Source organism: Shewanella goraebulensis, assembly GCF_030252245.1.
GTDB lineage: Bacteria > Pseudomonadota > Gammaproteobacteria > Enterobacterales > Shewanellaceae > Shewanella > Shewanella goraebulensis.
In genome coordinates this window covers 1,044,855-1,063,971 of the sequence record NZ_CP126972.1, presented here as the reverse complement: position 1 = coordinate 1,063,971, position 19,117 = coordinate 1,044,855, and the positions used below count along the sequence as shown (strand labels likewise).

Annotated in this window: 12 protein-coding genes; 6 read left to right on the top strand and 6 right to left on the bottom strand. The window is 40.0% G+C overall.

The window, feature by feature from the left end; translation table 11 throughout:
• Positions 1-61 precede the first annotated feature (61 nt).
• From QPX86_RS04390 to QPX86_RS04370, 5 genes are all read left to right on the top strand, one after another.
• A complete protein-coding gene (locus tag QPX86_RS04390; protein WP_220753505.1) occupies positions 62-1,039 on the top strand; it encodes a methylenetetrahydrofolate reductase in 978 nt (325 codons plus the stop codon).
• A 318-nt stretch (positions 1,040-1,357) separates the two neighbouring features.
• Positions 1,358-2,266 carry a LysR family transcriptional regulator gene (locus tag QPX86_RS04385; RefSeq protein WP_285164412.1) on the top strand — a complete coding sequence of 303 codons (909 nt, stop codon included), beginning with the start codon at positions 1,358-1,360 and terminating at the stop codon, positions 2,264-2,266.
• Between the two features lie 123 nt (positions 2,267-2,389).
• Positions 2,390-4,468 carry an alkyl/aryl-sulfatase gene (locus QPX86_RS04380; RefSeq protein WP_285164410.1) on the top strand — a complete coding sequence of 693 codons (2,079 nt, stop codon included), beginning with the start codon at positions 2,390-2,392 and terminating at the stop codon, positions 4,466-4,468.
• Between the two features lie 428 nt (positions 4,469-4,896).
• Positions 4,897-6,435, top strand: coding sequence for a DUF3360 family protein (locus QPX86_RS04375; RefSeq protein WP_285164408.1), 1,539 nt, complete (start codon positions 4,897-4,899; stop codon positions 6,433-6,435).
• A gap of 207 nt (positions 6,436-6,642) precedes the next feature.
• On the top strand, positions 6,643-8,220 hold the full coding sequence (locus tag QPX86_RS04370) for a tetratricopeptide repeat-containing sulfotransferase family protein (RefSeq protein WP_285164407.1): 1,578 nt from the start codon (positions 6,643-6,645) through the stop codon (positions 8,218-8,220).
• A 57-nt stretch (positions 8,221-8,277) separates the two neighbouring features.
• Here QPX86_RS04370 and QPX86_RS04365 read toward each other — a convergent pair whose 3' ends face one another.
• The 5 genes from QPX86_RS04365 to QPX86_RS04345 form a co-directional block, all read right to left on the bottom strand.
• The gene (locus QPX86_RS04365; protein WP_285164405.1) at positions 8,278-9,417 is read right to left on the bottom strand and encodes an aspartyl/asparaginyl beta-hydroxylase domain-containing protein; all 1,140 of its coding nucleotides are present in this window, start codon (positions 9,415-9,417) and stop codon (positions 8,278-8,280) included.
• Between the two features lie 18 nt (positions 9,418-9,435).
• Positions 9,436-10,473 carry a sulfotransferase family protein gene (locus tag QPX86_RS04360; RefSeq protein ID WP_285164403.1) on the bottom strand — a complete coding sequence of 346 codons (1,038 nt, stop codon included), beginning with the start codon at positions 10,471-10,473 and terminating at the stop codon, positions 9,436-9,438.
• Positions 10,474-10,897: 424 nt separating this feature from the next.
• Positions 10,898-11,323 (bottom strand): CBS domain-containing protein, encoded by a 426-nt coding sequence (locus QPX86_RS04355; protein WP_220753500.1) that lies wholly within the window; start codon positions 11,321-11,323, stop codon positions 10,898-10,900.
• Between the two features lie 176 nt (positions 11,324-11,499).
• On the bottom strand, positions 11,500-13,677 hold the full coding sequence (locus QPX86_RS04350; protein ID WP_285164401.1) for a malate synthase G: 2,178 nt from the start codon (positions 13,675-13,677) through the stop codon (positions 11,500-11,502).
• Positions 13,678-13,920: 243 nt separating this feature from the next.
• A complete protein-coding gene (locus QPX86_RS04345) occupies positions 13,921-14,871 on the bottom strand; it encodes a LysR family transcriptional regulator (RefSeq protein ID WP_220753498.1) in 951 nt (316 codons plus the stop codon).
• Between the two features lie 110 nt (positions 14,872-14,981).
• Between QPX86_RS04345 and QPX86_RS04340 the strand changes: the two genes are divergently transcribed.
• The gene (locus QPX86_RS04340) at positions 14,982-16,562 is read left to right on the top strand and encodes an isocitrate lyase (RefSeq protein WP_220753497.1); all 1,581 of its coding nucleotides are present in this window, start codon (positions 14,982-14,984) and stop codon (positions 16,560-16,562) included.
• A 287-nt stretch (positions 16,563-16,849) separates the two neighbouring features.
• On the opposite strand, the gene QPX86_RS04335 is transcribed toward QPX86_RS04340, so the two are convergent.
• On the bottom strand, positions 16,850-18,964 hold the full coding sequence (locus QPX86_RS04335; protein WP_285164397.1) for a TonB-dependent siderophore receptor: 2,115 nt from the start codon (positions 18,962-18,964) through the stop codon (positions 16,850-16,852).
• Positions 18,965-19,117 lie beyond the last annotated feature (153 nt).

Genomic DNA, 19,117 nt, shown 5'->3' with positions numbered 1-19,117 from the left:
TCTTAACAACAGCCAAAAATTAGGTCACAATGAACCTAATATCCATCTAGACGGCTAAAACATGAGAAAATCATTAAAGCAGCGTTCGTCCGATCATCACCGCGGAATCTATTTTATTGGTACGACGCCACCGAAAATCGACACCGACTTTGAGTCGGTAAGCACTATTGCTGATAAATTATTAGCCCGTCTCGACGAAATTAGCTTTGATGGTTTGATCATCTATGACATTCAAGATGAAACCAGTCGTATCGACACCCCAAGACCTTTTCCGTTTAAGGCCACTCATGACTCAGGGACATATGCCCAACTGATTAATCAAAAATCAGCTAAGCCCGTTATCGCATATAAAAGTGTTGCAGGACTTGATGAACAGCAGTTTACTGAGTGGTTATCTCGTGCTTGGTATCAAAACAATGTCAAAGATATTGTTTTAGTGGGTTCACCCTCTGCTCAAGCGACCAGCTCGTTATCTTTAAAAGATGCTTACAGCACATTAGCAGCTCACTCGAAAGATTTTTATCTTGGCGGCGTAGCCATTGCCGAGCGCCATTTAAGTAAAAAGAATGAACATATTCGTCTAATAAATAAATCTAATCAGGGTTGTGAATATTACATCACTCAAGCGGTGTATAACGCTGAGGCGACGATTGATATGCTGACGAGTTATGCTAAAGAATGTGAACAAAATAATGTTAAACCAAATCGAGTGATCCTAACATTCTCACCATGCGGTAGTGCTAAAACGCTAGAGTTTATCAATTGGCTAGGCGTCTCAGTTCCCGAAGCCACCAGCCAACGAATTTTGTCAGCTGCTGATCCGCTATATGAGTCAATTAAGATTAACCATAGTAATCTGCTGAAAATCTTGGAGGCAGTACTTCCACTCAATATCCCGTTAGGCTTGAATATTGAAAGCTTAACTAACCGTAAAACTGAAATTGATGCTTCTATTTTGATGTACAAACTGCTTAAAGGAACCATGGATCAGGCTTTAGCCCAAAATCAAATTGATCAATTTGTTCAAGGTAATAGTTAACCCTAGTAGTAATGAACAACCTTCCCTATGATGCACCCTCATCATAGGGCCTACATGCCAATGCTTAAGTTCAAATGTTTAATTTCAATTGCTCAATTCCAAGCGTTTAATTCCAAGCGTTCTAATCAAAAAGAGTAAAACCGCTACTTACCACTGGCTATAGCTAAGTCACTTGCTATAACTAAGCCACTTGCTAAAGCTAAAACGCTCGCTATCGCTAGGCCATTCGCTATTTAAACAACAATGTTAGACTTAAAAACTTGAATGATTTCAAAGTTCACTTCAGTATGAAACTGTATTTAAAAGTGGATAAACCGAATGGCACATAAATTTGACCTAAACCTGCTACGTATTTTTTCTGCTGCTTACGAGTCGCAGTCGGTGACGCGGGCTGCTGAACATTTAGATTTAACTCAATCAGCCATCAGTAATGCACTCAATCGATTAAAAGCCAATGTAAATCAAGAGTTGTTTACTCGCACTGGTCGCGGTATTAAACCCACGCAGTTTTCTGATGATTTATATCAACGCCTGCAAAACCCGCTACTTGAAATCGAGAGTATGCTAGAAGGCATTGAACATTTTGATCCCTATTCATCCACTAAAAGGTTTACCATTTATTGTCACGAAGCCATGTTCCACCCGCTCAGAAAAAACCTTGATATCAGCCTCAAGGACTTTGCGCCTTCAGTGACGTTAATGGAACTGCCTTCAAATGAACAAACGATTTATGATGATTTACGTGATGAAAAAGTAGATTTAGTGATTGATATCGGAGAGCCAGAAAGCTGTTTATTTCATTCAGAGCTTATCTTTAAGCAGAGGTTAAATTGTATAACACGGCAAGATCACCCTCGTATTTCGCCAAGTACCATTAACAAAGAAAGCTACTTATTAGAACAACATGCCACCTATGATGTCACTCGGGTAAATCTTAAGTTTGTTGATTGGATAACCGATGAAGTGCTGCCGCAACGAACCATATATAGCGAACATAAATCGCTGCTAGGTATGATTGCATCGGTTTCGTACAGCGATGCTATTGGCGTTGTGCCAGAGTCCCTTGCTCAGCAATATCAACAAGCCTTTAATTTACAACTTCTTGAGTTCCCTTTTGCCACTAAAGATTTCAACTCATACATGATTTCATTGTCAAAAAAGCAAAACAATAAAGCCACACTTTGGTTAAGAAGTATCATATTGTCCACTATCAAGATATCACTATAAATGATATCTGCTATCACCTAGTGCTGTTTTTAAAAATATTATATTTAGTAAAGTATACCCATATCGCGGCTAGGGACGAAGTCGCAACATGATTCAAGGATGGTAATGAGTCAGGGTAATACTATGAAAAAATCTATTATTGCAGTTTCAATTTTATCAATCATCTCTACTGGCGCGATTGCACACAATCACGATGAACATGCAGGCCACGCCCATGAACACGTCACAGCTGGAGCCCTTGCAACAGGTAAAGGTAAACCCGCATCGCAACATACGATTGATGCCAACAAGGCCCTCGCTGAAACACTCAATTTCGAAGATACCCGCGTGTTTGCAGACAACGATCGCGGACTCATTACTCCATTAGATGAAAAAACCAGTACACATCTACGGGATCGTTTCAAAGGCTTACATTCAGGTTTAGAAGCCCATGATTCATCACCAGATTCGGTCAACCCTTCTTTATGGCGTCAGGGCCAAGCTAACTTTTCAGCAGACGGTTTATACCAAGTCACCGACGGCATTTATCAAGTTCGCGGCACCGACTTAGCTTCAACCACTTTTATCAAGTCAGATTCTGGTTGGATTGTTTATGATGTGTTGATGCACGACAAAGCAATGGAAAGCTCATTAGATTTCTTCTTGAAAAATGTACCAGAAGGTGGTGACGAACCCGTCATTGCGATGATTTATTCACACTCTCATGCAGATCATTTTGGTGGCTCACGCGCTGTGCAAAACCGTTTTCCTGATGTGAAAGTTTATGCGCCGCATAACTTTGTAAAAGAAGTGGTCGATGAAAACGTACTTGCAGGTAATGCCATGTCTCGACGCGCCGCTTTCCAATATGGCGCAACCTTAGGCGCTGCCTCACAAACGGGTATTGTTGATGCTGCACTGTCTAATGGTTGGTCACAAGGGCTTGATCATAATATTACCCTCGTAGCGCCCGATGTTACCTTCCCATCTGGTGATGACCAAAAATTTTATGAGTACAAGATTGATGGTGTACCGTTTGTATTTATGGATACCGCAGGCACTGAAGCGCCTTCAGGTAATGTTGCCTACCTGCCAAAGCACAACACCATCTGGACTGGTGAGATGACTTATCAAGGTATGCACAATATCTACACTTTACGCGGCGCAAAAGTGCGCGACTCGCTAAAGTGGTCTAAAGATATCAACTTGATGATCAATGCTTGGGGCAGCGACATAGAAGTATTAATGGGTTCACACTCAGCGCCGCTTTGGGGCAATACCAATATCGTTAGCTTTATGAAAGAGCAGCGTGACAACTATGGCTTTGTTCACAATCAAACACTGCGCTTAGCAAACGAAGGAATGGGCATTCAAGATATCGGTGCAACCATCGATAGTGAACTACCTGAATCATTACGACAGCTTTGGCACACCAATGGCTACCACGGTACCTACAGTCACAATGCTCGCGCTGTTTACAACATGTATTTAGGTTACTTTGACATGAACCCTGCTAACTTAAACCGCTTAACCGTGAATGAAGAAGCGAGACATTTCACTCAAGCATATGGTGGTTGTGAAGCTGGTTATACAACAGCTAAAGCGCAATTTGACGATGGTAACTACCGCTTTGCTGGTGTCATGTTAGACCATATTGTTCGAACTTGTGATGACTATACAGATGCACGTAAATTATTGGCTGATAACTGGGAGCAGCAAGGTTACCAAGCAGAAGGTGCCGGCTGGAGAAACATATTTTTAACTGGCGCACAAGAAGTCCGAGTTGGGACTTTACCAGGCACTCCAAAAACATCTTCACCTGACGTACTTTCAGAGATGACAGTAGAAAACCTGCTTGATTTTATGGCCATTAAAGTTGTCGCTAAAAAAGCAGATGGCCTTGATTTCACTTTGAATATTAATGTGCAGGATATTGGAGAGAAATACTTTGTTGAACTTTCAAATGGTAATTTGAATAACGTGCAAGTTAACGAGTTTAAAACAGCTGATACCACACTTCAGATTAACAAAGCTGATATCAACCAAGTATTACTCGGTCAAACTACTTTAGCCGATTTAATCAAAGCCAATAAGGCTGAGATAAAAGGTAATAGTGAAGTCCTGCAAACACTTGCTGACATCTCAGTTAAATTTGATAGCGCATTTGAAATCGTCCCACGTCCAGCTAAAGGGCAACAGGTCGACGCTGATATCTATCAATAACCACTATTTAATCAATAACCGCTATTTAATCAATAACCGCTATTGAGTCAATAGTCTAATAAACGGCTTTTAAAGGCTTGCAAAATGGTTCAGCAACATCAGTCGCTGAACCATTTTACATCTGTACAACGCTGCAAAAAAAAATCACTCCAAACCTTGTTCTTTAACGATTCTTCCATCCTATTCCCCTTATTGCTATACACGCTTATTTTGCTTGAAGTCATTTGAAACTCCAGGCAATCCATATTTCAACATCGTTCAATAATCAACCACAAACTATTGATTTTATTTATGTTAATTTTTTGTGTTATACGACTAATGTCTGAGACTCAAATCGCTTTTAATGTTAGCTCTACTAACTTGCTTCAGATAAGCTGGCTCTAAATTAGTCGACAACGCGCTTCTAGTGAGTGAACAACAGGAATGATATGAGCAGTAATTCTGAAGCAGTGCATGAACAAAAAAGTGCCGAGTTAAACGATCTGTCCCAACAGAGCCCTCAGCAACAAGAGAGCCAACAGCAGACTTACCAACAACTGCATAAATCCAGCTCTGAGTTTGAAAGCAGAGAAGAATATTTAGAAAATGAATTGAAAATTATGGCGCCGAAACGCTGGCGCCCTAATTTGCCAGTGAAAGATTATCGATTCGAACCAGAAGACTCCATTGCCGCTATGGCGGCAACGATTGGTAAGGTTGTAATGGTAGGTGCTATTGCTACCACTTTTGCTACTTCTCTTGGTCTTAACGAAAGCTTTATCTTAGAAAATGTCCGTTATGAGCTGATCATTGCCGCCTTCTTTATCGTCATTTTTTCAGGTTTTTTACTCCCAACGGCAAACTTAGCTGGAACGCATGGCCCACTAATCCCGATGATCCCCATTGTGGTCGCTGCAGGTGGTCACCCAATGGCATTTGGTCTGCTTATTGGCGCACTTGGGTTGATACTCGCTATTAGCAAAGGCGGCAGTATGCTAGCAAACCTCACCAGTAAAGGGGTTTGTGGAGGACTGCTGCTATATCTCGGATTTGTCGGCACGGCCTCGCAAGTGAATAAACTCATTGCATGGGCAAATGATATTGGCATGTCTCATATCGCTTTCATTGTGATTTTCTGCACCATAATATTATATGCATTACTTGAACATTGGCGTAAGCGCTGGTTAGCCGTGCCGCTAAGCTGCCTACTCGGCGGTACACTGGCATTTGCTCTGGGAGCACCATTTGAATTTCATACAGCTCCAGGTTTACCCAATATGAACCCTATGTATTGGTGGGGTGAAGATACTGGCTGGATGCTAGGTTTACCGACCTTAGAAAGCTTTATGGTAGTACTGCCATTTGCCATTCTAGCCGTGGCCATGTGGTCGCCAGACTTTTTAGGTCATCAAGTTTTTCAAAAGATTAATTACCCTGAACGTACTGAAAAAGTACACATGAACATTGACGACACCATGACCACAGCATCAATTCGTCAAACTATCGGCTCTATTATGGGGGGAGCGAACTTTACCTCATCTTGGGGCACATATATTGTACCAGCAGCAATTGCAAAGCGCCCTATTCCAGCTGGTGCATTACTCACTGCATTGTTTTGCGTTATCGCGGCACTTTGGGGTTACCCGATGGATTTAGCCATATGGGAGCCAGTACTGTGTGTGGCATTAGTGGTTGGGGTATTTATCCCTTTACTTGAAGCAGGTATGGAAATGACCCGTGAAGGTAAAACCACACAGTCAGCCGCTATTGTGGTGTTTTCATCGGTATTAGTTAATCCTGCATTTGGTTGGTCATTGACTATGTTGCTAGATAACCTTGGCTTAATTGGCTGTAAAGAACGTAGCTCCAAGTTAACCAGAATGAACCGCTGGATTGTGCCAAGCATTATGTTTGTGGTACTCACAGGAGTGATGGCGGCGGTAGGGATTTTACCGGGTATCCCGCCACTGATTTCGGGTTTGAAGTAGTTTACCAGTATGTGACATATTACCTATACATTAAAAATCTTAGAAGATTAAAAGGCTATTAAAGGCTGCGAGTAGTTTGTACAAAAATAGTTTGAATCTAAGGTTTTAACTTATGTTAATTTAAAGTTTAATTTAATCTTTAAATCGAGTAGATTATCCCAACACAAATGGGAGTAACAGACACATTATAATAAAAAGGATTTTCGTTTGAGTATTATTGAACAGTATTTAGAACAAGCAAAATCACTGTATATATCTAAAAATTATTCACCTGCAAAAATGTATGCACGTAAAGTTATCAAACGCGATAAAAATCATGTTGAAGCGATCACTTTATTAGGTCTTATCCATTTAGATTTAGAGCAATATATTGAAGCAGAAAGTTATTATATTGAGGCTTCATCTATTGCACCTAATTCAATTTCCACTTTATCAGGTTTACTATCGATTGCAGAAGTAAAGCAAGATTTTTTCTTAGCTAAAAAATACTTAAACAAACTCATAGAGCTACAACCCCTTGTTGGCGAACATAGATATAAACTAGGAATGGTCACTGTCAAATTAGGCGACGTTGCAATAGCTGAACAATGTTTTAAATGGTGTATCGAAAATGAATTTTCATCCCCTACTGTTCAGCTTAACTTAGGCCATATATACAAGGCGAAAGGAGAAACAGATCGAGCAGCTGATTTTTATCATCAATACCTTCAACTAAGTCCAAACCAAGCCGGTGTTGGATACTGGAGCTTAGCAGACTTAAAACAATATAAATTTAGCAATAGTGATTTGGCTCTATTACAGGAACATGCTCGAAATGATTCGCTAAATAAACAAAATCAAGCATTAGTATATTTTGCACTTTGTAAAGCTTATGAGCAGTTTAACCAATTAGATAAAGCTTGCGAGTCTATGTTATTCGCCAATAAGATTATGGCTATCTACCGCCCTTTTAAACAACCTTTATTTGCAAAAATTGTATTATCTTTACTTGGCCATACACCATCACCAAACATAAATAATCTACCAACTCCGAATCAAACTCCAATTTTTATTATTGGAATGCCCCGTTCGGGAACCACTTTGGTGGAACAAATATTAGCCAGCCACACAGAGGTAGGCGCAACTGATGAACTTCCCTTTATGGAACGTTTTGCTCTAAAAATGGATATGAATGGAGGTTACCAATCTCAGTTAAGTCAATTATCAAATATTGATGCGATTCAACTTCGCGAACAATATTTAACTGAAGTAAACAAATACTTTATTGAATCCCCAAGTTACTTCATTGATAAGAACCCTAATAATTTTTTACATATTGGCTTAATAAAAACTTTGTTTCCCAATGCAAAGATCATAAATGTTATCCGCAATGCTGTAGACAACGGTCTTAGCGTATTTAAGCAGTACTTTAGCTTAGGGCATGAATATTCTTATTCGTTTGACCATATAGAAAGTTATTGGCAGCACTACTTAGATTTAATGGCACATTGGGACAAGCTCTACCCCGATGAAATACAACATATTTGCTTTGAGAAATTAGTGCTTGAACCTGATACACAAATTCAGCAAATTTTAGATTACTGTGGTTTATCGACTCAAGCTAAATGTTTTACTTTTTATGAATCAGAACGCGCTGTGTTAACGCCAAGTGCCAGTCAGGTCAAACAACCAATGAACCCTAATGCAATAGGGCAAGCAGAAAAATATCAACCCTATATTAAACCTGAAGTTGCCAGGCTTAAGGCTATTGCCCAACAAGCATCCAAACAATTTTTTAGTTACTAAAAAAGCACCCATGGGGTGCTTTAAAATTCAGGAGTAGTCAACATCCACTAAATGTGGCTAATTCATTTTGCCATGACAAGTTTTATACCGTTTACCACTTCCACAAGGGCAGGGACTATTTCGAGTTTGAGGTGCAGCAATTGAATTACTCTTATTAACTAAATCAGTTTCAGTTGTTTTTATAGGAGGGGTTTTCTTCTGTGAATTACGTGTTATTTCATTAGAAGGTTTATGCTGTTCACTTAAATCGATATTCATACAAGCAACAATGACTAATTGTTCAAATGCTTTTATCACAGAGCCAGAATAGATTAACTGCAACGATTTGCCTAACTCTATAGCTTTTTGCATAACTTGTTGTCGTAATGCATGATAATGTGTCCAACCTTCTCTATTACTCTGATATTGTAGCCAAAGTACACGCCAATCGGCTACAAAGTCACCCAGTAACAATGAAAATGCCAGCACTTGTTCTTGAGTGTTTTCTGTATTTAACTCGGTCTCTTTCAATAATTCACTACATAAATACTCAACTTCAGAGACAGGCATAATCACAGGTGCATTAAACTTTTCAGTATTAAAGTGACTATTTACACTATCATTGAACTCGACAATTTGAGCATTAAATAACTTTTTACTCTCATCCGATATTGAATAAGATTCCTGAAAAATAGTTCGCCAAAATTTGCTTGAACCAGCAAGATCTACCACTAAGTGAACACGGAAATCCTCACTATTATTCTCCACCTTATGAAGCTTCCATGAATCAAAAATCCAACACTCACCGGCGCCCATGTGAACTTGTTTATCATGACAAAAAAACTTAACTTTAGTGTTTGTAGTAATAGGGATATGTACCCTTACCCGCTTGTACCAATGATAATTAATATCTGAATGTAAGGGGACTTGTGCACCCGGAGCTAAACGCATCAATCTTGAACGGCTGAGAACTTCACCAAAAGAGGATAATATTTGCTTAATATAAGGGCATTTATCGAGTGCAGAAGTCGGCTTCATGGGTCCTTTAAAGTCATTATTAAATTCGCCATTTACTGAAATCAACGGTATCGCTGAGTTTCCAGGAAAACCTTCGTGATGACTAAACCAATCTGAATCAGAAAATTGCTCAATTTCTTCAATCAACCTATTAATATCAAAAAGGTAAGGTAATTGATAAAACTCATGAGGTAACTTCATAATAATTCTCTCTGCAATTTAGCGCAACGCACCATGACATTGTTTGAATCGTTTACCTGAGCCACAAGGGCAAAGACTGTTTCGAGTCACATTCTTGTAATTAGTATCTTTTTTATCATTCAATGCTCCCGATTCCTTGACAATTCCAGTCGCAGATTCACCCATTTCATGATAATGCCATTCGCTATCAAATACAGGGAGACCATGTTTTCCTAAGCATTGGTTAATTTTACAAATTGTTGTTTCAATACTAGGCCAAACTTTTTTAATCTCACTGTAGTTTGCAAGCCATTTGTCCGCTTTTGGTGCAGAGATGGTGTAGCGAGAATGAGGTAAGGCTTGACTGCATATTTGGGCTAACTCTTCGGTAAACTCGATGCCGCTAAAATGGCATAAACGTTCAATAGTTTTTTCAGTTTGATTAACCAGTTGTTCATAAGACACCATACACCAGCGTGCACTGTTTATCTTTTTAAGGGAGTTAATAATGGCATTATTAGCCTCTTGCCATTGAAATGCAGCAATAGATTCTAAAGTCTCACCGTTCAATGTTTGCCACTTTTCAGGTAACAATAAAGACCAATTACGTTTATTCCATCCTGGAAGGTTGGGGTAAGTTACAAACTTATTGGATTGCCAAGCTTGCATAATACTACTGATATTTTCTTTAGGGTCTCTAACAAGATAGATAAATAGTGCGTCAGGGAATAAAACATTGAGAAAATCAACTCTTAAACTATTCTTTGGTGTCTTTTCGAGGAAGCGAAAAATAGTACCCGCCATTGAATTAGCTCTCTGCCCCTCACTATCCAGCATTTCATCACTAAAGCGCTGCAATAAGTGCTGCCGTAAATTAATATCAATATCTTGTTGATTTAGTGCATTAGAACTAAACCCACGATATGCAATATTCAGACTTGGAATTTTTTCAATTAGTGCATGACTCTCACCACCAATAGTCATTAATGCATTATTTTTCGAAAGAACTTCGAATAGCAAAGTACTTCCAGATCGAGGAGCAGATAAAATAATGATTGGTCTATCAAAATGATACATAGCTGATAATGTTATTGTTATGTTTATTTTTATATCATACCCAGACTAAGAACTCATGGCTACCTTATCAATATGGTATTCCTGAAGAACCGAGTTGATATGTAATAAAGCTAGAGTTCTGAAAAAACTGAATGACACGATATTGCCAAGCATTTTGTTTGTGGTACTCACAGGAGTGATGGCGGCGGTAGGGATTTTACCGGGTATCCCGCCACTGATTTCGGGTTTGAAGTAATGACTGTGAATCTATAATAGTTTTTAATCTTGCAGTTTATAAGCACATACAAAAATGGTTCAACGATATTATTCGTTGAACCATTTTTTTAATAGCTAGTGTAAAAAGCTCAAAGGTTTCACTTCTAATAAAATTGCCTATGAATAAGGCCTACTAACTGTAAATCACTGATTAAAAGGAATACTACCTTTAGTTATGTTTTAACAGTAATCGCTGACACAGTTTGACAAAATCTGATGAAGTGACAATCCCTAGCACTTTGTTTTGCTCATCAACTACAGGTAAGCATCCTAACTTATTATCAATAAAGTATTGCACGACGATCGTTAGAGGCTCATCTAAACCTAACTTTTGCACTTGGGTTTCCATAATATCGGCAATTGGCGTGTAACGCTCTTTTCTGTCTAATGCCCCTTGGCCATATTTATTGAGCATAGTTAACACACTGGCAATCATTTTTTTATGAGTCAACATCCCAATCAGTTGGCCATCGGTTTCAGAAATAACTGGAAGGTGGCGTACATTACGGCTTTGCATCAATTGATGGGCATCTTTTAAGCTTGCTTCATCGCTGATACAAACGGGATTTTGAGTCATAATATCGTGCACTTTCATCTTAATATTCCTTTATTAATCATTCATCCACATTAGCCAAACTCTGGATGAATGGCTAGCAATTTAACCCGCTGTTCATTAATAGCTTACAAACAAAAAAGCCCTAATCGTATTGATTAAGGCTTTAGTGTTTTGGGCGGCTTAACACTATGATGCTTAAAATAGCTTGGCTTATATTAACTTACCTTTGCTTGGATTCTATAAGCATGCAGTAAAGGCTCGGTATAGCCAGATGGCTGAGCTTTACCTTTAAAAATTAAATCACACGCGGCTTTAAAGGCTATGCCGTCAAAGTTAGGCGCCATATTAATGTATTCAGCATCCCCTGCGTTTTGAGTATCAACGACAACAGCCATCTTTTTCAGCGCAGCTAATACTTCTTCTTCACTGCATAAACCATGCTCTAACCAGTTGGTTAAATATTGCGACGAAATCCGCAATGTGGCTCGGTCTTCCATCAAGCCCACGTTATTAATATCTGGTACTTTTGAACAGCCAACACCTTGGTCAATCCAGCGCACCACATAACCTAAAATACCTTGGGCATTATTTTCTAACTCAAAGGTAATTTGTTCCTTAGTGAGAGTGGTCGCTTCATCAAGTAAAGGAATCGTCAGTAAGTCATCAATGCTAGCGCGTTGACGTTGTTTAATCTGTTGCTGAACCTCTGCCACATTAATTTGATGGTAGTGAGTCGAGTGCAGGACTGCGCCATTTGGTGAAGGTACCCATGCAGTATTGGCTCCCGCTTTAGGATGAGCCACTTTTTGCTCAAGCATCGCTGCCATTTCATCCGGCATTGGCCACATGCCTTTACCGATTTGAGAGCGCCCTTGTAAGCCACATTCAAGTCCAATATCGACATTCCAATCTTCGTAAGCGGCAATCCACTTTTGCTGTTTCATTACCGACTTTGGTACAAAGGCGCCTGCTAACATTGAGGTATGCAGTTCATCTCCCGTGCGGTCAAGAAAACCAGTATTAATAAATACCACACGTTCTTTGGCAACTCTGATGCACTCTTTTAAGTTAAGAGTGGTTCGTCGCTCCTCATCCATAATCCCCACTTTAATGGTATTACGGGGCAAGTTGAGCACATCTTCTATCTTAGTGAATAACTCACAAGTAAATTGCACTTCTTCGGGGCCATGCATTTTCGGTTTTACAATATTCACCGAACCTTTACGGCTATTACTGCGACCATTATTATTGCCTTTGAGATCATGCATCGCCGCAAGCACAGTGATCATGCCATCAAGTATTCCTTCTGGCACTTCATTGCTGTCTTTATCTAATACAGCATTAATCGTCATCAAGTGACCAACATTACGTATAAACAGTAAACTTCGGCCGGGTAAAATCACCGATTTATCAGTAGCATTCGGTGCACTGTAAACACGATCGTCATTCAATTCTCTGACGATTTGTTTGCCACCCTTACTCAGTGAAGCCGATAAGTTACCTTGCATTAAGCCTAACCAGTTACGGTAAACTTCCACTTTATCTTCAGCATCAACAGCTGCGACAGAATCTTCACAATCCATAATGGTGGTAACTGCAGCTTCAACTAATAAGTCTTTTACACCTGCTTTATCAGTACTACCAATGACACTGCTAGGATCGATTTGAACCTCAATATGTAGAGCATTATTTACAAGTAATATGGCACTCGGCGCATCAGTAGTGCCTTGAAAACCAACAAACTTTTCAGCTTGCGTTAACGTGGTGATTTCGCCATTGGTTAACGTCATAGTTAACACACCAGCTTCAACGCAGTAACGTTTCACATCTGCATGGCTACCGGTAACTAATGGCGCTGCGTTATCTAAGTGCTGTTTGGCAAATGCGATGACTTTAGCGCCGCGAACTGGGTTGTATTGCTTAGTGAGCTCTGCACCGCCCTCTTCTGATATCGCGTCGGTGCCATAAAGTGCATCATATAAACTGCCCCAACGCGCATTAGCAGCATTAAGTGCAAATCGGGCATTTTTAACTGGCACCACAAGTTGTGGCCCAGCTTGCATGGCTATTTCATGATCAACATTTTCAGTGCTAACGTCAAAAGGATCGCCCTCAGGAACGAGGTAACCTATTTCGCTGAGAAAGGCTTTGTATTGCGCTGGATTAGCATCTTGAGCAGGGTTATCGATATGCCATTGGTCAATTTGATGCTGTAGGCGTTCTCTTTTTTCTAGCAGCTTGATATTCAGTGGAGAAAATTCGGTAACGACATCTTCCAATTTAGCCCAGAACTCTGCTGAATCAATCCCTGTCTTGGGGCAAATTTCACTATCAACCAATTGCCACAACTCTTCAGCTATTTGTAAGCCACCTACTTTAATACGTGCTGTCATTTAATATCCCTACCTATAATTCCAGTGCGTTAACGGTAAAATCCGGGGTAAATAAAACCCCAAACTGATTTCAATTTTCTTAGCTTACCGTTAATTCGAAGCAAGACATTACTCTATATCAAACTCCACTTATTTATCCAATTTATACTTATTATCATCACTATTCACACAAAATATGACAAAGTGATGTTTTTTGGTTAATTTACTACGTATAGGTAACTAAAAATCAAAATATCAATAAACTTAAACTCCACCCCGATTGATCTCATCAGCCGTTTTAGTGATCAATTGACGCATCCATTTATGGGCAGGATTATGCTGTAGTAAAGGACTCCAAGCCATTGTGAGTGCAATAGGTTGAATGATAAATGGTGGCGGAACGATACTGACACGGTCATTATTTTCATGTTGACGGGCCATCTTACTTGGTATGGTTGCGATCAAATCTTGTTGTTCAGCCAACAAACAAGCTGCTTGATAGTGGCGCGTAAAAATGGTGATTTGACGTTTTACTCCTATTCGAGTTAACGCCTCATCCACCCAACCTAAGCGCTGCACATCATCAGGGTCCATCCCCACGCCAACGCCCATACCTGTTTTACTCACCCACACGTGCTTAGCTTGCAAATAACTGTCTAATGAAAACTTATCCAAGACAGGATTAGTCTTACTAATCAAACAACTAAAGTCATCATTCCATAACACTTTTTGATGAAATGACTGAGGAATACTGTCAAAACGGTTAATTACCATATCGACTCTTCCTTGTTCTACATCAGGGAAACTGACATCACTTGGGGTCATGATATCTAAAATGATGTTTGGCGCTTCAGTACGAAGCTTTGCAATTAGCGGTGGAATTAACGTCGCTTCAGCATAATCACTTGCCATGACACGGAAGACTTGTTCACTTTCTATTGCATTAAACTTGGCGCGTGGCTGTACGGCTTTTTCCAATCCAATAATCAATTCACTTATCGTGGGTTGCAATTCTTGCGCGCGTTCTGTTGGTGTCATGCCCTGACTGGTTCTGATCAGTAACGGATCATCAAACAAAGTTCTTAAGCGTTTTAGGCCATTACTCATTGCAGGTTGGCTGATCCCTAGTTGATCAGCTGCTTTAGTAACATTCCTTTCACGCAGTAAAACGTCTAAATACACAAGGAGGTTCAAGTCGATACGAGATACATTCATACTGTGAATACCGAAAATAGTAACTATAAATTAGACTTATTTAACCAAATCTAACTATTATTTTCAACGTAATCAATTGCCGCTAATCTATTTGTTAAAGGGATATACACATGACTAACTACAGAAGTAATATCGATGAAGCTGCTACCTTGATTAATTCGGAAGGTAGTGCATGGAATGCCATCAACCCAGAGTCAGTCGCTCGTATGCGTCTACAAAATCGCTTTAAGACCGGGTTAGACATCGCAAAGTACACTGCTAAGATTATGCGTGAAGACATGGATAACTACGACAAAGACTCGTCGCAGTATACTCAGTCTCTAGGTTGCTGGCATGGTTTTATTGGCCAACAGAAAATGATCTCTATTAAGAAGCACCTGTTAACGACCAAACGTCGTTACCTTTACCTTTCAGGTTGGATGGTTGCAGCACTTCGTAGTGAATTCGGTCCGTTGCCTGACCAATCAATGCATGAAAAGACCTCTGTCGCTTCACTGATTAAAGAACTATACACTTTCCTTCGTCAAGCAGATGCCCGTGAACTCGGTGGTTTGTTCCGTGAGTTAGATACTGCTGCAGAAGCTGATAAAGCGGCGATTCAAGATAAGATTGATAACTTCGAAACCCACGTTGTACCGATTATTGCCGATATCGATGCAGGTTTTGGTAACGAAGAAGCCACTTACTTGATGGCGAAACAAATGATTGAAGCAGGTGCTTGTTGTATTCAATTAGAAAACCAAGTTTCTGACGTTAAACAATGTGGACACCAAGACGGTAAAGTCACCGTGCCACATGTTGAATTTTTAGCAAAAATCAATGCTGTTCGTTATGCATTCTTAGAGCTTGGTATTGATGACGGCGTTATTGTTGCTCGTACCGATTCATTAGGTGCTGGTCTTACCCAAAAGATTGCTGTGACTAATGAAGCAGGCGATTTAGGTGAACAATACAACTCATTCTTAGAAGTTGAAGCTGTTGATACCGCTAATCTAAATAACGGTGATGTAGTATTCCAGCAAGACGGGCAGCTTGTTAAACCAGCTCGTCTTCCAAATGGTTTATTTAAGTTCCGTGCAGGTACTGGTGAAGAACGTTGTGTGCTTGATTGTATTACTTCATTGCAAAATGGCGCTGACTTATTGTGGATTGAAACAGAAAAGCCACATGTATCTCAAATTGGCGGTATGGTGAACGAAATCCGTAAAGTTATCCCAAATGCCAAGCTTGTTTACAACAACTCGCCATCGTTTAACTGGACGCTTAACTTCCGTCAGCAAGTATTTGATGCAATGCAAGAAGCTGGGCAAGACGTATCAGCTTACGACCGTAACCAGTTAATGAGCGTTGATTACGATAATACTGACCTTGCTGTACAAGCTGATGAAAAAATCCGTACTTTCCAAGCTGATGCAGCGCGTGAAGCGGGTATTTTCCATCATCTTATTACATTGCCGACTTACCATACTGCAGCCCTATCAACTGATAACTTGGCTAAAGAGTACTTCGGTGACCAAGGCATGTTGGGTTATGTTGCTAATGTTCAACGTAAGGAAATCCGTCAAGGTATCGCCTGTGTTAAACATCAAAACATGGCTGGTTCTGATATGGGTGATGCACATAAAGAGTACTTCTCTGGTGACCAAGCCCTTAAGGCATCAGGTAAAGACAACACGATGAACCAGTTTTAACCAATCGTACTTTGCTTACTGATGTGTTGAACTGAAATAACATTCAACGTTAATGAAAAGCCTGCTAATTAGCAGGCTTTTTTACATTCAATGTGTTCAGTGTTCCGACAATTGCGTCGATGGCGATTCTCGAGTTAGTCCTAGTAGCGTTACTGCCGATAGTAAGACAAAAAAGCCGCTGCTTTTGGCCACGGAGTTGACTGGTGTCAAACTCCTTATTTCGAGCTAAGCAAAAAGTAGCGGCTGATGCAGTCTTACTGAGGTTAAGTAGCTACTTAACCTATAAGTTAGAACTGATACTTAACACTCGCAGTGAAATTAAGCGGCTCGCCCGGCATGGTCCACAGCTTATGATATGAGCTTTCAAAATACTGTTCATCAAATAAGTTGTTCACATCAAGCATGACGCTGAATTTACTGGTGAGATTTACCGCTGCTGATAAGTTCACTAACGTATATGCTGGCAAAATATAATCAGGATCGGTTGTCTCACCTAGACGATCACCAACGTAATTCACAGTGGCGCCGAAGTAAGCTTCTTTACCCATAATATCTGTGTAATGTCTTAATGCGATATGCCCCACATGCTCAGCGACGTTGATTAAGCGCGAGCCTTTAGGAATTGGTACGCCCCAGTCATTATCAATCAAGTCTTTTGCCGTTCTTGCATCGGTATAAGCATAAGCTAAGTCAATACTCGTATCAGCGGTTAGCTGAGTACTAAGCTGAAATTCAACCCCTTGGCTTTCAACTTCACCTAAAGTCGCTGATAGTCCAGTGTCAGGCTCAGCGGTTAACATGTTGGTTTTACTTGCATCAAAAATCGCTAAGTTACCAGAAAACCTATCAGCAACATTTTGCCATTTAAGACCGACTTCAAAAGATTTAGTCGTTTCAGGGTCAAATGCATTTCTGTCTGAATCAAGCCCTGGGTTAGGACGGAACCCTTCCGCATAACTCGTATATACATTGATATTATCAGCTAATTCATAAACTAAACCAAAACGAGATGATACCTCAGTATGTTCTTGCTCTTGTGATTCATTATCAAGTTTATTGAATATTTTTTGATTGAATTGATCAACCCTGAAGCCAACTAAAAGCTTGGTTCTATCAGTTAATTCAATCAAGTCTTGTGCATATAAACCAAGCCCTTCTTGCTCCTCAGAGGTTAACGTCGTTGGCGACGTTTCAGGTTGTTCCATGGTGTAGTCAGGGTTATTGGGATCGATTGCATAAGTTGTGTCACCTGATCCCCATGCCGTTCTCCATACTCTGTAATCAGTGTCTAATTGGTAGTTATAGTAATCTACCCCAACCAATAGATTATTTTTAAAGCCACCAAGTGTTACGTCACCACTGATTTCAAATCGTGCAGACAAGTCTTGAGCTTGATAATCACGCTCTCTTCGTTGTCTTGATAACAAATCAGGGTTTGTATAAATCAGCTGACGGCCATCAGATAGCTCAGCATCTGAAGACTGGCCTTTAAAAGACGAGTCTCTATAAGCTAAGCCTGTTAATAAGTGCCAATGATCATTTAACTGATGATTTAATACTAATTGATGGCCAAGAGCCTCAACCGTGTGTGCCCCATCTCGGGGATCACCATAGAAAGCAGAAGTATCGACTGAATCAAAGTCGTTATCTAATACATAGACACCACGATCTAATGGTTTCTTCTGGTTAAGAATTTCCATTTCATAACTTAAACTCGTCGTATTAGAAATGTTCCACAACAAAGAAGGGCTTAAGTTTAAACTTTCAACATCAACATGATCTCTAAAGGTATCAGAATCCTCATAGAAGCCGTTGATGCGGTAAGCAACATTGTCAGTCAGCCCTTTAGTGTGGTCAAACTCGACTTGTTTGGTATCGAAGTTACCTAAAGTGCCTTGAATATAGCCTTGCTCTTCAAACTGCGGCTTTTTAGTAATGATATTGACGGTACCACCCGGCTCACCTTGTCCATACAGTGCCGAACCAGGTCCTTTCATTACTTCAATCGTTTCAATATTGGCCGTATTGCGATTACCGTTATAACCGCGAGAGTTAAAGCCGTTAACTAAGTAACCTGTTGGGTTATTCTCATCCCCAGAAAAACCACGAATAGCAAAGCTATCAAACATGCCGCCTGAGTTATTCTGTCTAACGATACTCGGAGAATAATCCAAGGCATCCATAAAACGCGTAATACCTTCATTTTTGATGGTATCAGCATTAATCCGATCAACTGCTTGTGGAGTGTCAATCAACGGCACATTGCCTCGGTATGGCTGCCAATGCCTGCGTACCTCAATGCGTTCAATATCATCACTATTTTCAGACGTTTGCTCAATAATATCTTGTGCTAATGCGCCATTAGAAATGACAATTAACGAACATAAAAGGTGCTTCTTCACGTACTTTTCTCTTATATAGGGAACCAATTTTCGCGCTATGTTACAACATATCATTTACTACAGTCAAAGATACATTAATGACTCCCTACAATGTAGTCACAGTAGCAAGCAGCGACAGTCAATCAATAAAGGATTAGTGATTGATTTTATAAA